Here is a 14915-nt window from a genome sequence, read left to right as displayed (position 1 = left end):
GCGGGCCTTTCCTCGATTTTTTCGACGAAAGGCCTGCTGTTTTTGATACACACTAAATTAATGAAATAGATGTCCACCAAGTGCAGAAGCCTTTTCAATGGAAACATTCGGTTACAATTTTAATAGAGGACTTTTTCAGTGGCCACTTTGAAATGGGGGCTATCTTTTTGCTTCATTCTTTTTTACTAGCAAAAATAATACAGCAAAGAAAGAAGTACAGAGAAAGCTATACCAAATGGTCTTTAGCGGATCTGCTTCTTGTATTATGAAATTACCCATGATCCACCCTAGTCCAATAGAATAAGGCAATAGTCTTGGGATTGTCCTTTTTGAAAGTATTACTATCATTAGTACAGGAATACAGGACGCGTAAATGCTGCCATAAAAGAATAGAAACTCAAGTAAGCTGAATTTGGTGAATAGGGTGATGGTAAACAAGGTGAAAAGCATAATTCCTGATATCCAGTAGGATTCCGTTCTTAACATATGATCTGTCTTTAACGTTTTTTTTGACTTTAGTATATGTTTTACAAAATGGACTGTTGTCGCATGGAGTTCTGCTTGTATAGTTGTTGACAAAGCGCTGAAGCACAATAAAGAAAATAACAGGATGAGAAAGATAGAATCTATTTTATTAACCAACATAAAAAGGAGAGAGTAAGTTTCACTGAACGCTCCGTCAAATATAACAATCAGCAGCATAACTGAAAGTGCAATTGGAACTGTAAACCAAACAAGTGCAGTCGACCAAAATGTAATTTGGACTTTCTTCTTTTCAATCATATAAAGTCGTTGCCATGTGGATCGATCGGTTATGACTTGTCCGAAACCAACTAATACAAAGGTTATGATGAATAGAAAAGTATCGCGGTTATTTATAACTAACAAATAAGGATGGTACAAACGAATACCACCATAAACCTCTTGTGCCCCTTCTTGAATGAAAAAGTAAAGAGGTATTAAAATAACAGCAGAGAAAATGAAAAACATTGAAATCCCTTCGAATTTTTGAATCCACTTCATTCCACCCAAGCCGGCAACCAAAAAGCAATACAGGAAAAAAAGGAACAAGCTCAATGATAAAGGAATATTGAAGAGGAGATCGAATAGGACAGCGGCACCGACCGCTTGCATGAATAATGAGTCGAAGCCTAATAAAAAGATTAAAATGGACATAAACAAATAGCCGTCACGTCTAAGGCGAAGATGAAACAAGTCGCCAATTGTTTCAAGACTAGGGAATCTGTTTCGAATTGGCACTGCCAGAATACCGAATAGAAAAATAGATAAAGCCCCTGCTATTGAATAGCCAATCCCTCCAAGTAACCCATATTTAATTAATGATTCGGGTGATGATAGAATGATATTTCCAGAAATCCAGCGTGCTAATAGGCTTATCATGCCTGTGGAAATACCGAGTAGCAACGATCCTGTAATATAATGTCGATACAGTTTCATTTTTGAATCCTATCTGCTCTCTTAGGGTTTATACGATAATCGGATGGAGTAACCCTAAATTGTTTGCGAAACATTGAACTAAAATAATGCTGGCTATTGTAGCCAACTTTTTCAGCGATTACCGACATACTTAGCCCTTTTTGATCGATGAGAATCTTTTTTGCCATTTCAAGTCGATATGAGTTCAAGTAATCGGCAAATCCGATTTGCATTTCATCGAAAAACTTTCGACTTAGATAGGTTGAGTTCAAATGAACACGTTTAGAGACATTACTCAAATTCAATTTTTCATGGTATTCATTGTGAATGATTGTTAGTACCTGTTGGATAGAGTCACTTTGTGAACTCCACTTTTTATATTTCTCTAGGAGTTCGAGTAGCTCACTCTCCACAACGGGCTTAGTCAGGTAGTCATCCACCCCGATTCGTAGTGAAGCCTGAGCATATTCAAAAGATTGAAAAGCGCTGACCATAATGATATCTACCTCATACAATTTCTTTAATTCTTTAGCAAGCTCTAATCCGCTTTTTCCGGGCATTTGTATATCCAAAAATGCTAACGAGAATTTCATTTTTTTTGCAAGTTGCAATGCAATAGAAGCATCTTGAGCCTTATAAAAACTCCAGTTGGGGAAATAGGGCTTCATTATATATTCTAACTGTTCTAATTCTAACATTTCATCATCTACTAATAGCACGTCCATCCCAATTTCCTCCTTTATATTGCATATTCTTTTACAAAAGGGTATTTAGCTAAAACGATTGTCTCATTTTTCACATGTGTCAACGTTAAGGAAGTATCCTGTTCGGGAAACAATAAACGTAACCGATTTTGTATATTTTTAAGTCCATATCCGCCTTCTTCTGAGGTGTACTGTTCTTCATCGCTATATTTATCTAGTAAATGTGTATTCCATACTTCTAGATTTAATATATGGTCTGTTTCGAAGGCAATAATCTTCAAAATAGACGGTCCGGGATTTTTTTCAAAACCATGTTTAAATGTATTCTCTACTAATGTTTGGAGCATAAAGGGAGGCATAAGTGCATTTTTACAAGCTGGTTCAATTTCGATGATTATACTTAGTCGGTCACCAAAGCGCAGTTTTTGGATGTCCAAATAGTTATTAACATTAGAAAGCTCAGCCTCGAATAGAATCAGGGGCTCATTCGTCGCGTACTTGAATTTAAAGAATTTTGCCATAGCCTCGAGCCCTACTACTAAATCTCCTTTGCGATCGAGACGGGCAAGGCTTAGCATGGTATTCAATGTATTGAAAAAGAAGTGAGACTGTATTTTTGAATTTAATTGGTCATAATTTACCTGCTGAAGTTCTTTTTCAAGTGCGAGTTTTGAAGTTTCTCTTTGAAGACTGTCAAAGTGCCTTTCGAAAATAATAATAAAAGAAAGCGTAAAAGCTCCTATAAGGGGAGCCAATACGCAAATTAAGACGTAGAAAGAGAAGTTTTCGATTGACATCATCATCCATACGCCCTTCCTTGAAATTTAGAATGCCGACAATATTCTTAGTATACAGTGAAAAGGTGAAGAATAAAATGACTAATTATCACATGTTTTAATTAACTAAAATTAACCAAAAAACAACTTTATTAACTACCAATTTTGGCTGCGGATGCCACTTCAATCATCTTGTCTAATTTGAATCTAAAGAAGTGTCACTTTCTATTAGGCCTCAAATGATTTAAAGTATGGCTTTGTAAAAAAGTTGGTAAAGAACGCATTGTACAACGAGCAAGTGTGCCTGAGATTGTATCTTCTGTCACGGACAACTTCTGTGGAAAGTCATCTATTCTTTATTTCTAACGAAGCTAAATTTTTCACTTTTACGTTGTGGGGGAGCAACAGGCAACTAATTGCAACAGGATGACGTAAATGAGTGTGACTAGAAGGGACGCAATCACTTCTAGTCACACTCGTCTCCCGGTAAAACTAACGTGATTATTTTAGCCTAAAGCAAGGCGGAAACGTACTAGTCCAAAAGAAGACTCTTACGCCTACCCTATCAGTATCTTATCCGAGAGAATAGTTAATCAATAGATGTGACCAGTATATATACATGAGCGTAGGCGCCTTACAGGGTAGCCGAAGCAATAAGACTGGTGAAGGAAGGCAGTCTAAGTTCGCTACGTCGTGTCGCAACGCCTGCATGACCTTCATCCTGCAGGCCTATATTGCTGATAATTTTTCCGCAAAATGGCAAGCAACTAAATGGCCTGACTCTAGTTCCCTAAGCAAAGGTTCTTCGTCTCTACATAAGTCTGTTGCAAAAGGACAACGCGTATGGAATCGACATCCTGTCGGAGGATTCAACGGTGATGGGACATCGCCCTTCAAAAGAATCCTTTCCCTTTTAATCGTTTGATCGATAACTGGGATAGCCGACAATAAAGCCTTTGTATAGGGATGTAATGGATTCTTGAATAGACTTGCCTTATCTGAAATCTCTACGATTTTGCCAAGATACATCACCATAACTCGATCTGAAATATGCTTAACTATACTAAGATCATGAGAGATGAATAAAAAGGTTAGGTCGAAATCATTTTGAAGCCTCTTAAGCAGATTAAGAATTTGAGCCTGGATTGAAACATCTAAAGCTGAAACAGCTTCGTCGCATATAATCACTTTCGGATTGACTGCGAGCGCCCTGGCGATCCCGATACGTTGTCGCTGTCCGCCTGAGAATTCATGGGGGTAACGTTCAAGGTATTCAGGCCTCAAGCCGACATTTTGCATTAATTCGAGCATACGCGCTTCTCGCTGTTTTGGAGGGAGAACCTTTTGTATGGCCATCGCTTCGTCAAGCATTTGTCTTATCGTGCGTCGAGGATTTAGAGACGCAAAGGGATCCTGGAAAATGACCTGTATATCTCCTCTTATATTCCGAAGTTCCTTCTTTGACATTTCGGTAAGTGATACGTCTTTATAGAGTATCTCTCCCTCAGTTGGCTCATCTAAATGAAGTATTGAGCGGCCTGTAGTCGATTTTCCACATCCAGATTCCCCAACAATGCTCAACGTTTCCCCTGGGTAAAGGTCGAATGATATACCGTCGACTGCCTTTACAACCTGTTTAGGCTGGAACAAAGCCTCCCTTTTTACAATAAAATACTGTTTCAAATTACTGACCTTAAGTATAGGTTTTTTAGAGCTTAGTAAAGTGTTCATAGGATGACCTCCTCTTTTACTAGTTCTTCTTTCCATTGGTCAGTATATTTCCAGCATCGTACTTGTTGCGAATCCTCGACATGGATGATTTCAGGCTGCTGATTTCTACATAAGTCCTGTACAAATGGGCATCTATCAGCAAATCGGCAACCTGTAGGATAGTCGTAAGGACTTGGTACAGTTCCTTCAATAATTTGTAACTCTTCCTGATCTTCGTACAATTTTGGCAAAGAGCCAATTAGCCCTTGTGTATAAGGATGCAGGGGAGTTTTAAATAAGTTTGCAGTTGTTTGATATTCAACAATCTGTCCTGCGTACATGACCGCAACTTTGTCGCACATTTCTGCGACTACACCAAGGTCATGTGTAATGAAGATGATCCCCATTCCGATTTTACGTTGAAGATCTTTCATTAATTCTAATATTTGTGCTTGAATGGTCACGTCGAGTGCAGTAGTCGGTTCATCGGCAATTAGAACTTCCGGTGTACACGCCAACGCCATTGCAATCATTACGCGCTGCCGCATGCCGCCGCTAAGCTGATATGGTTCTTGTTTTGCTCGTTTTTCAGGGGCGGGAATACCGACCAAACGAATCATTTCAACTGCTTTTTCCCATGCTTGTTTCCGGGATAATTTTTGGTGAAGTCGGAGTGCTTCTGCTATTTGTTCTCCAACTGGAATTACGGGATTTAAGCTGGTCATTGGTTCTTGGAAAATCATCGAAATTTGGTTGCCTCTAATTTTCCTGATTTCCTGATCGGACATTTCTACAAGGTCTTTCCCGTGTAGTAATATTTGTCCATCCACTATCTTTCCTGGTGGAGAGGGGATTAGTCGCAAAATCGATAAAGAGGTGATGGATTTTCCACAACCGGATTCTCCGACAATTCCCAAAGTCTCACCTTTTTTAAGTACAAAATCGAGACCATCAACGGCTTTTGCAGTGCCTTTGCTTGTGATGAAATGTGTTTTTAAATTCTTTACTTCCAATAATATGTCTTCTTTCATCCTGATCCCTCCTAATTTAGATCTATTCGTTTATTAAATACCTTGTACATTACATCAACCAATAGATTTACAAAGACAAAGACGAGGGAGGCAACCAAGACGCCACCTTGTACCATTGGAATATCCCTTGTACGGATTGCATCTACAATCATTCTTCCAAGACCGTTAATCGCAAATACTGATTCAACGATTACCGTTCCTCCGAGAAGACTACCGAACTGTAGGCCGACGACTGTAATAACAGGTATTAAAGCATTGCGCAACGCATGCTTATAGATGATGGTATGTTCTTTTAAACCTTTCGCTCTAGCTGTTCTTACATAGTCTTGGCCAATTACTTCAAGCATGCTTGAACGAGTCATTCGGGCGACAATCGCCGCACCTCCAGCACCAAGTGTGATAGCCGGAAGAATAATGTGAGCGAAACTATCCCAGCCTGCTACGGGAAGCCATTGTAATTTAATAGAGAAGGTATACATCAACAGCAAACCAAGCCAAAAACTTGGTAATGATATGCCTAAAAGAGCGACAACCATAACAGAGATGTCTGAGACAGAATAAGGTTTGACTGCCGAAATAATACCCGCTGTCAATCCAAGAACAATGGTGATTAATATACTGAAGAAGGCTAATTCCATAGTAATCGGTAATCGAATTAGAATTTCATCCAAAACAGGCTGATTGTTTTTAAGAGAATTGCCTAAACTACCCTGTAGAATATTTCCTATATAAGAAAAGTATTGTACATGTAAGGGTTCGTTCAATCCCAAATCTTCCCTTAGTTGTTCTACTGTTTCTGTCGATGCACCTTCACCAGCCATAATAATTGCCGGGTCACCAGGCACCATTTGCATGATTAAGAAGACAACGAGTGTAACTCCAAAGATGACGGGTACTACTTGTGCCAATCGTTTTAGGATAAATAAAAGCATTGAGCATCACCTCTTTTCTTATTTTTTCATTCGTGGATCTAATGCATCGCGTAAACCGTCACCGAACAAATTGAAACCTAGTACTAAAACTGAAATCATAATACCAGGGAAAATGGCCATATAAGGTGCGGTGAATAGGAAATCACGACCGCTGGAGAGCATCGCGCCCCATTCAGGAGAAGGAGGTTGTGCGCCAAGTCCCAAGAAAGACAATCCCGCCGCAGATAAAATAGCTGTTGCTAGCCGTAAACTGCCTTGTACAATAATTGGGGATAGAATGTTTGGGAAGATATGACGGAAAATGATGATGAAATCATTTGCTCCAAGCGTTCGAATCGCATCAATGTATTCCAAATTTTTCACTTCCATTGTAGAACCCCGTACAATACGTGCAAATAATGGTATGGAAAATACACCAACAGCAATTGTAACGTTAATAAGACTTGGTCCGAGTGCGCTAATGATGGCAAGAGCCAATAATATTCCCGGGAATGCCAACATTACATCCAGTGATCTGCTGATGATTGTATCGACCCATTTTCCGTAGTAACCGGCAATGAGACCTAATAGAATCCCGAAAAAAGCCCCGAATAACACGGATGAAAATCCAACAGCTAAAGATAATCGCGAACCGTATAGAATACGACTTAGAATATCTCTACCTTTATCGTCAGTTCCCATCCAGTGTTCTGTAGAAGGACCTTGTAGTTTGTCCTCTAATTCGATTTCAAAAGGGTCAAATGGTGCTAAAACGGGTGCCAAAATCGTCAATGATAGATAGAAGAGAATGATAAAACCACCTACGACAGCCGCCTTGTTCTGGCCAATGGTTCTGAAAAACAGTTGTCGTTTTTCTTTTCGTAACTTTCTTCTTATACTGACTAACTCTGTAGCCTCTTCTATGGCTATGCTTTTTGTCATGCTGTTGCCTCCTTCGTCTACAATATTTTTATTTAGAAGTAACTCCAAGATAGAAAAATTAGGTGGGAAAGTAAATAGAAATACAAAGAGTAGTCGAAATAGTGCAAAAGTGTATTAATATTCTGAAAAACTTCGCATGGTTTATTATCTATAATTCAAATTAGCACGAAAATAAGAAAGTGGGAGGTTAGGGGAATATGAAAAAAGTCAAAGGGTTTTCAATTGTAATGGTACTTGCAGCGCTGCTTCTCCTATTACAAGCTTGTTCAACGGGATCTACAGGTGACAAGGAGAAAGAGAAAGGTACAGAACCAGATAGCGCCATTGGAGAAGGAGGCGTTTTGAAGATTGTTCGTTTGTCTGATGCGACAGGCCTTGACCCACACTTCATTACTGATATACCTTCAGCAAATGTAGTGCATGGGAAAGTGTATGAAACACTAGTTGCTTTCGATAAAGACGGAGAAATTCAATCGAGACTAGCAGAAGAGTGGAAACAGGTAGATGATTTGACTTGGGATTTCACGCTACGTGAAGGTGTTAAATTCCATGATGGTACCCCATTCAATGCGGAGGCTGTCAAAGTGACGTTTGATCGTTTATTGGATCCGGCAACCGGTTCTCCACAACGTGAAAAACTTGGAATGATTTCAGAGGTCATCGTAGTAGACGATACACATGTAACATTGAAACTTTCTGAACCCTATGCGCCATTGCTTTCTATTTTGGCAAGTAACGAGGGTAGCATTCTAAGTCCTAAGTCTATAAAAGAAACGGCAGATGAATTAGCAGTTCATCCAGTAGGTACAGGACCATTTGTTTTCGATTCTTGGAAATCCGGTCAACAGATTACATTGAAAAAGAATGAGAATTATTGGGGAGAGAAAGTAAAAGTAGATGCGGTTGAATTTAAAGTTGTCCCTGAAGATTCGACTCGACTCGCAATGGTTGAGAGTGGGGAAGCTCATATTTCCGATCAGGTGCCTGTGACTGAAATAGACCGTATCGAAAGTTCTGACACACTTAATCTATTTCGGACAGAAGGATTAGCAGTGGAATATGTTGGATTTAACACGACGAAGGCTCCGTTTGATAATGTGAAAGTTCGTCAGGCAGTTAGCTATGCAATTGAACGTGAAGCTATTATCAAAGGTGTCTATAACAATGTAGGTACGTTAGCAAACGTGGCTATGAGCCCGAAAGTATTCGGTTATAGTAAAAATGTTGAGGCGTATCCGTACGATGTGAACAAAGCAAAAACGCTCATGAAAGAGGCTGGATTTGAAAAGGGCATCAAAGTAAAACTTCTGACAAGTGACCGCAAAGAACGTATCAATATGGCTGAAGTTATTCAATCCCAATTAAAGGGTATCGGGGTGGAAGTTGAAATCGAAGTCCTTGAATATGGTTCGTACATCGAGCAAATTGATGGCAAAGAACATCAAATGTTCATCGGCGGATGGGGAAATGCTACAGGTGATGGGGACTATAATCAGTACAACCTGTTCCACTCTGCATCCGTCGGACCACCTGGGAACCATTTCTATTATCAAAATCCTGTAGTGGATAAGTTAATTGAACAAGGCAGAACAGAAACAGATCCAGCAAAAAGGTTAGTCATCTATGAAGAAGCAATGCAAATCGAAATGGATGACGCTGTTTATGTCCCAATCCGTAACTATGAACACTTAGCAGTTTATAATAATAATGTCGAAAACTTTAGACTCGATGCTTCAAACTATCTCATTATCCAGCAAGCTCAAGTAAAATGATAATTAATGGAGAGGGCTGTTTAGGAACAGCCACTCTATTCCAATTAGGGAGGAGAAACACATGGTCAGATTATTAATGAAAGACGTTAGGTTAGAAACAGGTTTTTTATATGAGGGGTCGCGTGTAATTTGTACAGAAACAGAGTTGTTTGATGTATTAATTGAAGATGGAAAAGTTGTTGAAATTGGCAAGGGATTGAAACCGGAGAGCAATGATGAAGTAGTGGATGCAGGCGGCAAATTACTTATGCCAGCGTTTCGTGAAATGCATATCCATGTAGACAAAACATATTTCGGGGGTCCGTGGAAAGCATGTACGCCGATTACCAATGGAATAATAACAAGAATTGAAGAAGAGCAACTCCTGTTACCTGCACAATTAGATACAGCTCAAGAACGTGCTGAAAAGATGATTGGGTGGCTTCTGTCACAAGGGCATACACATATTCGTTCACACTGCAATGTCGATCCTCAAATCGGAACGAAGCATATTGAAATTACACGACAGGCTTTCAAGAACTTTGAAGATCAAGTTACCTATGACATCGTAGCATTTCCACAGCACGGGCTCCTGCGTTCAAAAGTGGCACCGCTTATGCGTGAAGCTATGAAGATGGGTGCCACTTTGGTAGGTGGGGTCGACCCTGCAACAATTGACAGGGATATTGACCGTTCACTAGAAACAACAATGGATATCGCTGTACAAGCTGGTACAGGAATCGATATTCACATACATGATCCCAATTCATTAGGCGCATTTGAATTCTACAAACTTGCAGAAATGGCAAAACAGGCAGGTAAAGTGGGTCAAGTCACAATCAGCCATGCAATTGCTTTTGGTGATTTACACGGCAAGGAACTAGAGGAACTTACGGCTACGCTAGCAGAAGCGAAAATTGATGTTACCTCGACTGTGCCGATTAATCGCCCTACAATACCAATTCCTTACTTATACGACAATGGGGTTCCTGTGTCACTTGGCCATGATAGTTTGACAGATCATTGGTCTCCATTTGGAACTGGGGATACTGTGGATAAATTATGTATTCTAGCAGAGCGTTTCAAGTTCATAGATGAGTATTCGTTAAATCGTTGTTGGAAGTACGCGTCCGGTGGAATTATGCCTTTGGATGATTTAGGGAAAAGGGTATGGCCACAAAAAGGCGATAATGCTAATATGATTCTGTTAGATGCGGAATGTTCTTCTCATGCGATTGCAAGAAGACGTCCAATTACGCACGTAATATCAAATGGACGCATCGTTCATGTAAGCAATAATGAGCATGTGAAGGAGGATGCCAAATGACAGAAGTAAAATTGTTGACAAACGTCAAACTGGAGATAGGCGATAGAGTAAACGATAACGGATCTGTCGAAACAGTCACAGCACTTTTCCATTTGAAAATAGAAGATGGGAAGATTGTTGAAATAATGAAAGCTATTGACGCTGTTCCAAATAATATTGCCGTGCTCGATTTGAAAGGGAAACTTGCGGTTCCGACATTTAAAGAAATGCATAATCATTTGGATAAAACCTACTTAAGCCTAGATTGGAAAGCGTGTATTCCAGTTTCCAATTTGGCGGAGCGTCTTTCGTTTGAAGCAAAAGAATTAGTTGAATTGTCGACGACGGCAAAGCAACGTGCAACGAAAATGATTCAAACATTATTGAGAAACGGTTCAACACATATTCGGACACATGTAAATATTGATCCCTATATAGGATTGAAGAACTTAGAAGGTGTTCTTGAGGCACTAAAAGATTTTGAAGGTAAAGTTACTGCCGAGGTAATCGCATTTCCTCAGCACGGCCTCCTTCGCGATCAAGTCCCGGCTCTTATGCGGGAAGCGATGCGCAGTGGTGCAACAATGGTTGGCGGACTAGATCCCGCAGGAATTGATGGTGCAATCGAAAAGTCACTCTATGAAGTGATGGATATTGCAGTGGAGTTTAACGCAGATGTGGATATTCATTTACATGACGGGGGGGTTGTCGGGTATTACACGGCTGATAAGTGGATTGATATAGTGGAAGATGCAAATTATAGAGGTAGGACAGCATTGAGCCATTCATTCTGCTTGGGCGATGTACCTGTATCCCAACAAGAAGTGATTGCTAAGCGCCTAGCTGAGCAACGAGTCGCAATCATGTCCACTATACCTATCAATCAAGGCAGAATTATTCCGCCTATCGATCTTTTGGACGGATATGGAGTACCTGTCCACTTTGGCTGTGATGGATTTTATGATTCATGGAGCCCATACGGAACAGGAGATGTATTAGAAAAAGCAACTCGTTTTTGTGAACTCACTCGAAAAATTGATGAGCGCTCACTACGGAATTCGTTAAAATGGGTGACAGGCGGTATTACTCCTTTGGGTCAAGAAGGAAAACAAGTTTGGCCTAAAGTACAAGATGCAGCTGATTTCGTTTTCTTTAATGCAGCATCTTCTGCTGAAGTGGTCGCGCGTAAACCAACTGATAGGCTCGTAATGGTGAATGGTGAGCTTATATCATATAATTGATTAGAGATGTTGAGTGAAGGGGATTTGACCTTCACTCTTTCATTTTTTGTGTCGGGTTTTTTTCGGAAATGGAAACTTTTATTGTACATGGTTTGGCCACCCCTTATTTCGGACATCGAAAAATGCTAGATTTCAAACTTCCAGTGTGCTTCCTAAAAGGCTTTGAGTGTCTTATAACCCAAATGTTTTTTACTTCCGCCCTCGTTAAAGCAGTTACGGAAGGCAAGTAAATCAATTTTGGTTTGTGCATAATTATTCAAAGGGAGATGAAGCTCAAATTCAGTCTTTTTTTGTCCGTTTTAGGGGGACGACCAGAGTTACCCTCACCAATGAACGCCCAGAGCCATTTGTTTTATAGAAGGAAAGGAACGAGTATATGCCTGAAAAAGTAACTAAACAAAATGCGTTTTTTATTATTTTCGCGATTTTTGCGATATCCATTAATATGAGGCCAGCCATCACATCGATAGGCCCAATGCTTGAAACAATCCGTGAGCAGTTGACGCTTTCTAATGCACAGGTGAGTCTATTGACGGCGGTTCCTGTCATTTGTATGGGCATTTTTGCCACAATGGCTCCAGTATTGAACCGGAAATTTGGATTGAAGCGTACAATCTACGCGATGCTAATTCTAATAGGACTAATGACGGCTTTACGGGGATTCATTTCCAGTTTTCTAATTCTAATCGGAACAGCATTCCTTATAGGTATTGCTATCGCAGTAATCGGGCCACTTCTTTCTGCGATGATTAAACAGTACTTTCCAGACCGTGCTGCATCCGTTATCGGCATCTATTCATTCGGGATGGGGGTCGGGTCTGCAGCTAGTGCAGGACTGACCGCTGTATTTTTTGATAGAACAGGATCATACTTGTTTGCACTTAGTATTTGGTCCGTGCTGGCGCTTCTCGGTCTAGTAGCATGGTTTTTAGCAATGAAAGGGAACATAGAAGTACGACAACTCAGTTCCGTTGCCGTGAAGGGTGAACAGAAAAAGAGGAAATCCCCGTGGAAAACACGGAAGGCATGGCTGTTCTTACTATTCTTTGGTTTGCAGTCATCTGCTTTCTTTTCAATTATTACATGGCTTGCGCCCATTGCGATTTCCGCGGGAATGACATTGTTGCAGGCTGGAACGCTCCTTAGTATCATGACGACGGTCCAAATATTTTTAAACATACTCCTACCGTTGCTGATGGAGCGTTTTCCAGCACGAAAGTTTTGGCTATTGCTAATGCTCATTGCAGGAATGCTCGCGGTCGTGCTGTTCTGGACGGGGATCCATCCACTCATGTGGGCAGGCGCATTCATCATGGGCATTCCGCTAGGCGGTTTATTCCCCATTGCACTTCTCCTGCCACTTGACGAGACAAAGACTGCCGAGGAAGCAAGTTCTTGGACTGCAATGATGCAAACAGGCGGCTTCATCATTGGGGGATTATTGCCACTTGTGATTGCGGTTGTTTACGATGGGACGGCGAACCATCATTATACGTTTGGCATTATCATGTCGCTGTATGTGATGATGTTCATCCTGACGTTTATGATCGGGGATAAAAAAGTGCGTGAAGATTAATGTATAAATTATATTGAAAACCCCACAGAGTTGAACTATTTTCTCTGTGGGGTTTATTCAATTCAAGAATCTTTAGAGCTTAACTATTTTCACACTTTAGTAATAAATAAACATTTATATGGTTTTTTTACCACATGTGATGATTAATCAAAGTAATCAGCAAATAACTGAATAAAACACATGGCGTTCGTGAACAGTTGCTTTGGATTGAATGACCCCTATTCGATTACTGGGAAAACTTGATGTATACGGACTATTGATCATTATTTGTGTGATGCTTGTTACTATCATAAAAAAAGGGAACATGGAACCACTTGTTGATCAATGAATGAGATGGTGTACGCAATACTTAACAACTGCCTTTTTACAAACCAGCATCGACTATTTCACATAAGGGGCGTTGAACCTAGAAATCCCATTTATTTATCCGCAATCAGTACTCCAAACTCATCAGTATAAGCGGGTCACAGTAAATAAATCTGGCCCGATTTAAAACAGGTTGTATTGGAGGTGATTATTCCTAATTTCCGTTTTCTACATTGATGCTGCGAGTGTAAGGTGAATTATGGATTATTCGTATTGGGTGGACTTCTACTCTTTTATTACTATATTAAAATCTTTAAAAGATAGGAATTTCAGCAAGTTTTATCGAATATGGTTACATAGGATTCATCGTAGACAGTAGATAGTATTAGTAATAATTTTCTTAAAAAGGTTTGCAGGAAAATAAGGAGGTGCTGCATGTTAGATTTGAATCCAGAACAATTTATTTTGAAACAGGTATTTGCCACTATTCATTGTGAGCCGACCTGGCAATGGAAAAAACGGGATAAACCGTTCCCTAATTATGATTTATTTTATGTTTGGAGCGGGGAAGGAACACTAGTATTAAACGGAAAGGCATACGAATTACAAAAAGGTCACTGTTTTCTTTTTAAACATGGAGACGTAACAACAGCCACTCATGATCCCCAAAACCCCCTAGTATTAACCTACATTCATTTTGACTTAACTGAAACACCACAATTAGTCCCTACCTCTCATCGGCTAGTCGAAAATACTATCAGCTTTGAATCACTCTTAACTCGATACGTTCGCTTGTTATTAGTAAAATCATTTGGAATGGAAATAGAGGCAAAGCTCATCTTAAAGCAATTAATGATTCACCTATTGAGAGAAGCGGAAGAAAAGATAGAGCAAATTGCAAATACGAGCAACAGTTTGCTGGAAACTGTTCGGGAAATAGCTAACTATATTCAGCAACATCCCAGTGAACAACATTCAATTGGAAGTTTAGCAGCCAGAGCCAATCTTTCTCCAAGATATTTTTCCCTTAAGTTTAAACAAATAATTGGCCATACGGTTAGATCATATATTATTCGTTCGCGCATTGAACGAGCGGAACATTTACTCCGTTATTCAGGGTTGACCGTTACAGAAGCTGCGTGTGTCCTTGGATACAGCGATCTCCATTTTTTTAGCAGACAATTTAAAAAGTATACAGGTACAAACCCTTCAGAAATTCGTTAA

12 protein-coding genes are annotated in these 14915 nt (G+C 39.9%); 5 read left to right on the top strand and 7 right to left on the bottom strand.

The window, feature by feature from the left end; translation table 11 throughout:
• Window positions 1-159: 159 nt before the first annotated feature.
• From H2672_RS06495 to H2672_RS06465, 7 genes are all read right to left on the bottom strand, one after another.
• Window positions 160-1458, bottom strand: a complete 1299-nt coding sequence (locus H2672_RS06495; protein ID WP_186670487.1) for an SLC5/6 family protein — start codon at window positions 1456-1458, stop codon at window positions 160-162.
• Entirely contained in the window at window positions 1455-2162 is a 708-nt protein-coding gene (locus H2672_RS06490; RefSeq protein WP_186670486.1) for a response regulator transcription factor, read from the bottom strand. Before H2672_RS06490 ends, H2672_RS06495 begins: the two co-directional genes overlap by 4 nt.
• A 14-nt stretch (window positions 2163-2176) precedes the next feature.
• Window positions 2177-2944: a sensor histidine kinase gene (locus H2672_RS06485; protein WP_186670485.1), complete on the bottom strand. Its 768-nt coding sequence runs from the start codon at window positions 2942-2944 to the stop codon at window positions 2177-2179.
• A 702-nt stretch (window positions 2945-3646) separates the two neighbouring features.
• Complete coding sequence (locus H2672_RS06480; protein ID WP_186670484.1) at window positions 3647-4648, bottom strand: ABC transporter ATP-binding protein; 1002 nt, start codon at window positions 4646-4648, stop codon at window positions 3647-3649.
• A complete protein-coding gene (locus tag H2672_RS06475) occupies window positions 4645-5658 on the bottom strand; it encodes an ABC transporter ATP-binding protein (RefSeq protein WP_186670483.1) in 1014 nt (337 codons plus the stop codon). The genes H2672_RS06480 and H2672_RS06475 overlap by 4 nt, the downstream gene beginning before the upstream one ends.
• An 11-nt stretch (window positions 5659-5669) precedes the next feature.
• Window positions 5670-6590 (bottom strand): nickel ABC transporter permease, encoded by a 921-nt coding sequence (gene nikB, locus H2672_RS06470; RefSeq protein WP_186670482.1) that lies wholly within the window; start codon window positions 6588-6590, stop codon window positions 5670-5672.
• A gap of 18 nt (window positions 6591-6608) precedes the next feature.
• Window positions 6609-7511 carry an ABC transporter permease gene (locus tag H2672_RS06465; RefSeq protein WP_186670481.1) on the bottom strand — a complete coding sequence of 301 codons (903 nt, stop codon included), beginning with the start codon at window positions 7509-7511 and terminating at the stop codon, window positions 6609-6611.
• Between the two features lie 197 nt (window positions 7512-7708).
• On the opposite strand from H2672_RS06465, the gene H2672_RS06460 reads away from it, so the two are divergent.
• The 5 genes from H2672_RS06460 (at window position 7709) to H2672_RS06440 (ending at window position 14915) form a co-directional block, all read left to right on the top strand.
• Window positions 7709-9283, top strand: coding sequence for a glutathione ABC transporter substrate-binding protein (locus tag H2672_RS06460; protein WP_186670480.1), 1575 nt, complete (start codon window positions 7709-7711; stop codon window positions 9281-9283).
• A gap of 61 nt (window positions 9284-9344) precedes the next feature.
• Window positions 9345-10589 carry an amidohydrolase family protein gene (locus tag H2672_RS06455; protein WP_186670479.1) on the top strand — a complete coding sequence of 415 codons (1245 nt, stop codon included), beginning with the start codon at window positions 9345-9347 and terminating at the stop codon, window positions 10587-10589.
• Window positions 10586-11809: an amidohydrolase gene (locus H2672_RS06450; RefSeq protein WP_186670477.1), complete on the top strand. Its 1224-nt coding sequence runs from the start codon at window positions 10586-10588 to the stop codon at window positions 11807-11809. The genes H2672_RS06455 and H2672_RS06450 overlap by 4 nt, the downstream gene beginning before the upstream one ends.
• 376 nt (window positions 11810-12185) lie before the next feature.
• Entirely contained in the window at window positions 12186-13385 is a 1200-nt protein-coding gene (locus H2672_RS06445) for an MFS transporter (RefSeq protein WP_186670475.1), read from the top strand.
• A gap of 741 nt (window positions 13386-14126) precedes the next feature.
• Complete coding sequence (locus H2672_RS06440) at window positions 14127-14915, top strand: helix-turn-helix domain-containing protein (RefSeq protein WP_186670473.1); 789 nt, start codon at window positions 14127-14129, stop codon at window positions 14913-14915.

It is taken from the genome of Sporosarcina sp. BP05 (assembly GCF_014282005.1).
In the GTDB taxonomy this organism is placed as follows: Bacteria; Bacillota; Bacilli; order Bacillales_A; family Planococcaceae; genus Sporosarcina.
The sequence above is the reverse complement of the archived record's forward strand: the minus strand, read 5'-3'. Positions and strand labels throughout refer to the sequence as shown.

Bases quoted from the DNA above. Each gene is read 5' to 3' on its own strand.
- H2672_RS06485 (WP_186670485.1), bottom strand. From the start codon at position 2,944: ATGATGATGTCAATCGAAAACTTCTCTTTCTACGTCTTAATTTGCGTA.
- H2672_RS06450 (WP_186670477.1), top strand. From the start codon at position 10,586: ATGACAGAAGTAAAATTGTTGACAAACGTCAAACTGGAGATAGGCGAT.
- nikB (WP_186670482.1), bottom strand. From the start codon at position 6,590: ATGCTTTTATTTATCCTAAAACGATTGGCACAAGTAGTACCCGTCATC.
- H2672_RS06475 (WP_186670483.1), bottom strand. From the start codon at position 5,658: ATGAAAGAAGACATATTATTGGAAGTAAAGAATTTAAAAACACATTTC.
- H2672_RS06495 (WP_186670487.1), bottom strand. From the start codon at position 1,458: ATGAAACTGTATCGACATTATATTACAGGATCGTTGCTACTCGGTATT.
- H2672_RS06480 (WP_186670484.1), bottom strand. From the start codon at position 4,648: ATGAACACTTTACTAAGCTCTAAAAAACCTATACTTAAGGTCAGTAAT.
- H2672_RS06490 (WP_186670486.1), bottom strand. From the start codon at position 2,162: ATGGACGTGCTATTAGTAGATGATGAAATGTTAGAATTAGAACAGTTA.
- H2672_RS06460 (WP_186670480.1), top strand. From the start codon at position 7,709: ATGAAAAAAGTCAAAGGGTTTTCAATTGTAATGGTACTTGCAGCGCTG.
- H2672_RS06465 (WP_186670481.1), bottom strand. From the start codon at position 7,511: ATGACAAAAAGCATAGCCATAGAAGAGGCTACAGAGTTAGTCAGTATA.
- H2672_RS06440 (WP_186670473.1), top strand. From the start codon at position 14,127: ATGTTAGATTTGAATCCAGAACAATTTATTTTGAAACAGGTATTTGCC.
- H2672_RS06455 (WP_186670479.1), top strand. From the start codon at position 9,345: ATGGTCAGATTATTAATGAAAGACGTTAGGTTAGAAACAGGTTTTTTA.
- H2672_RS06445 (WP_186670475.1), top strand. From the start codon at position 12,186: ATGCCTGAAAAAGTAACTAAACAAAATGCGTTTTTTATTATTTTCGCG.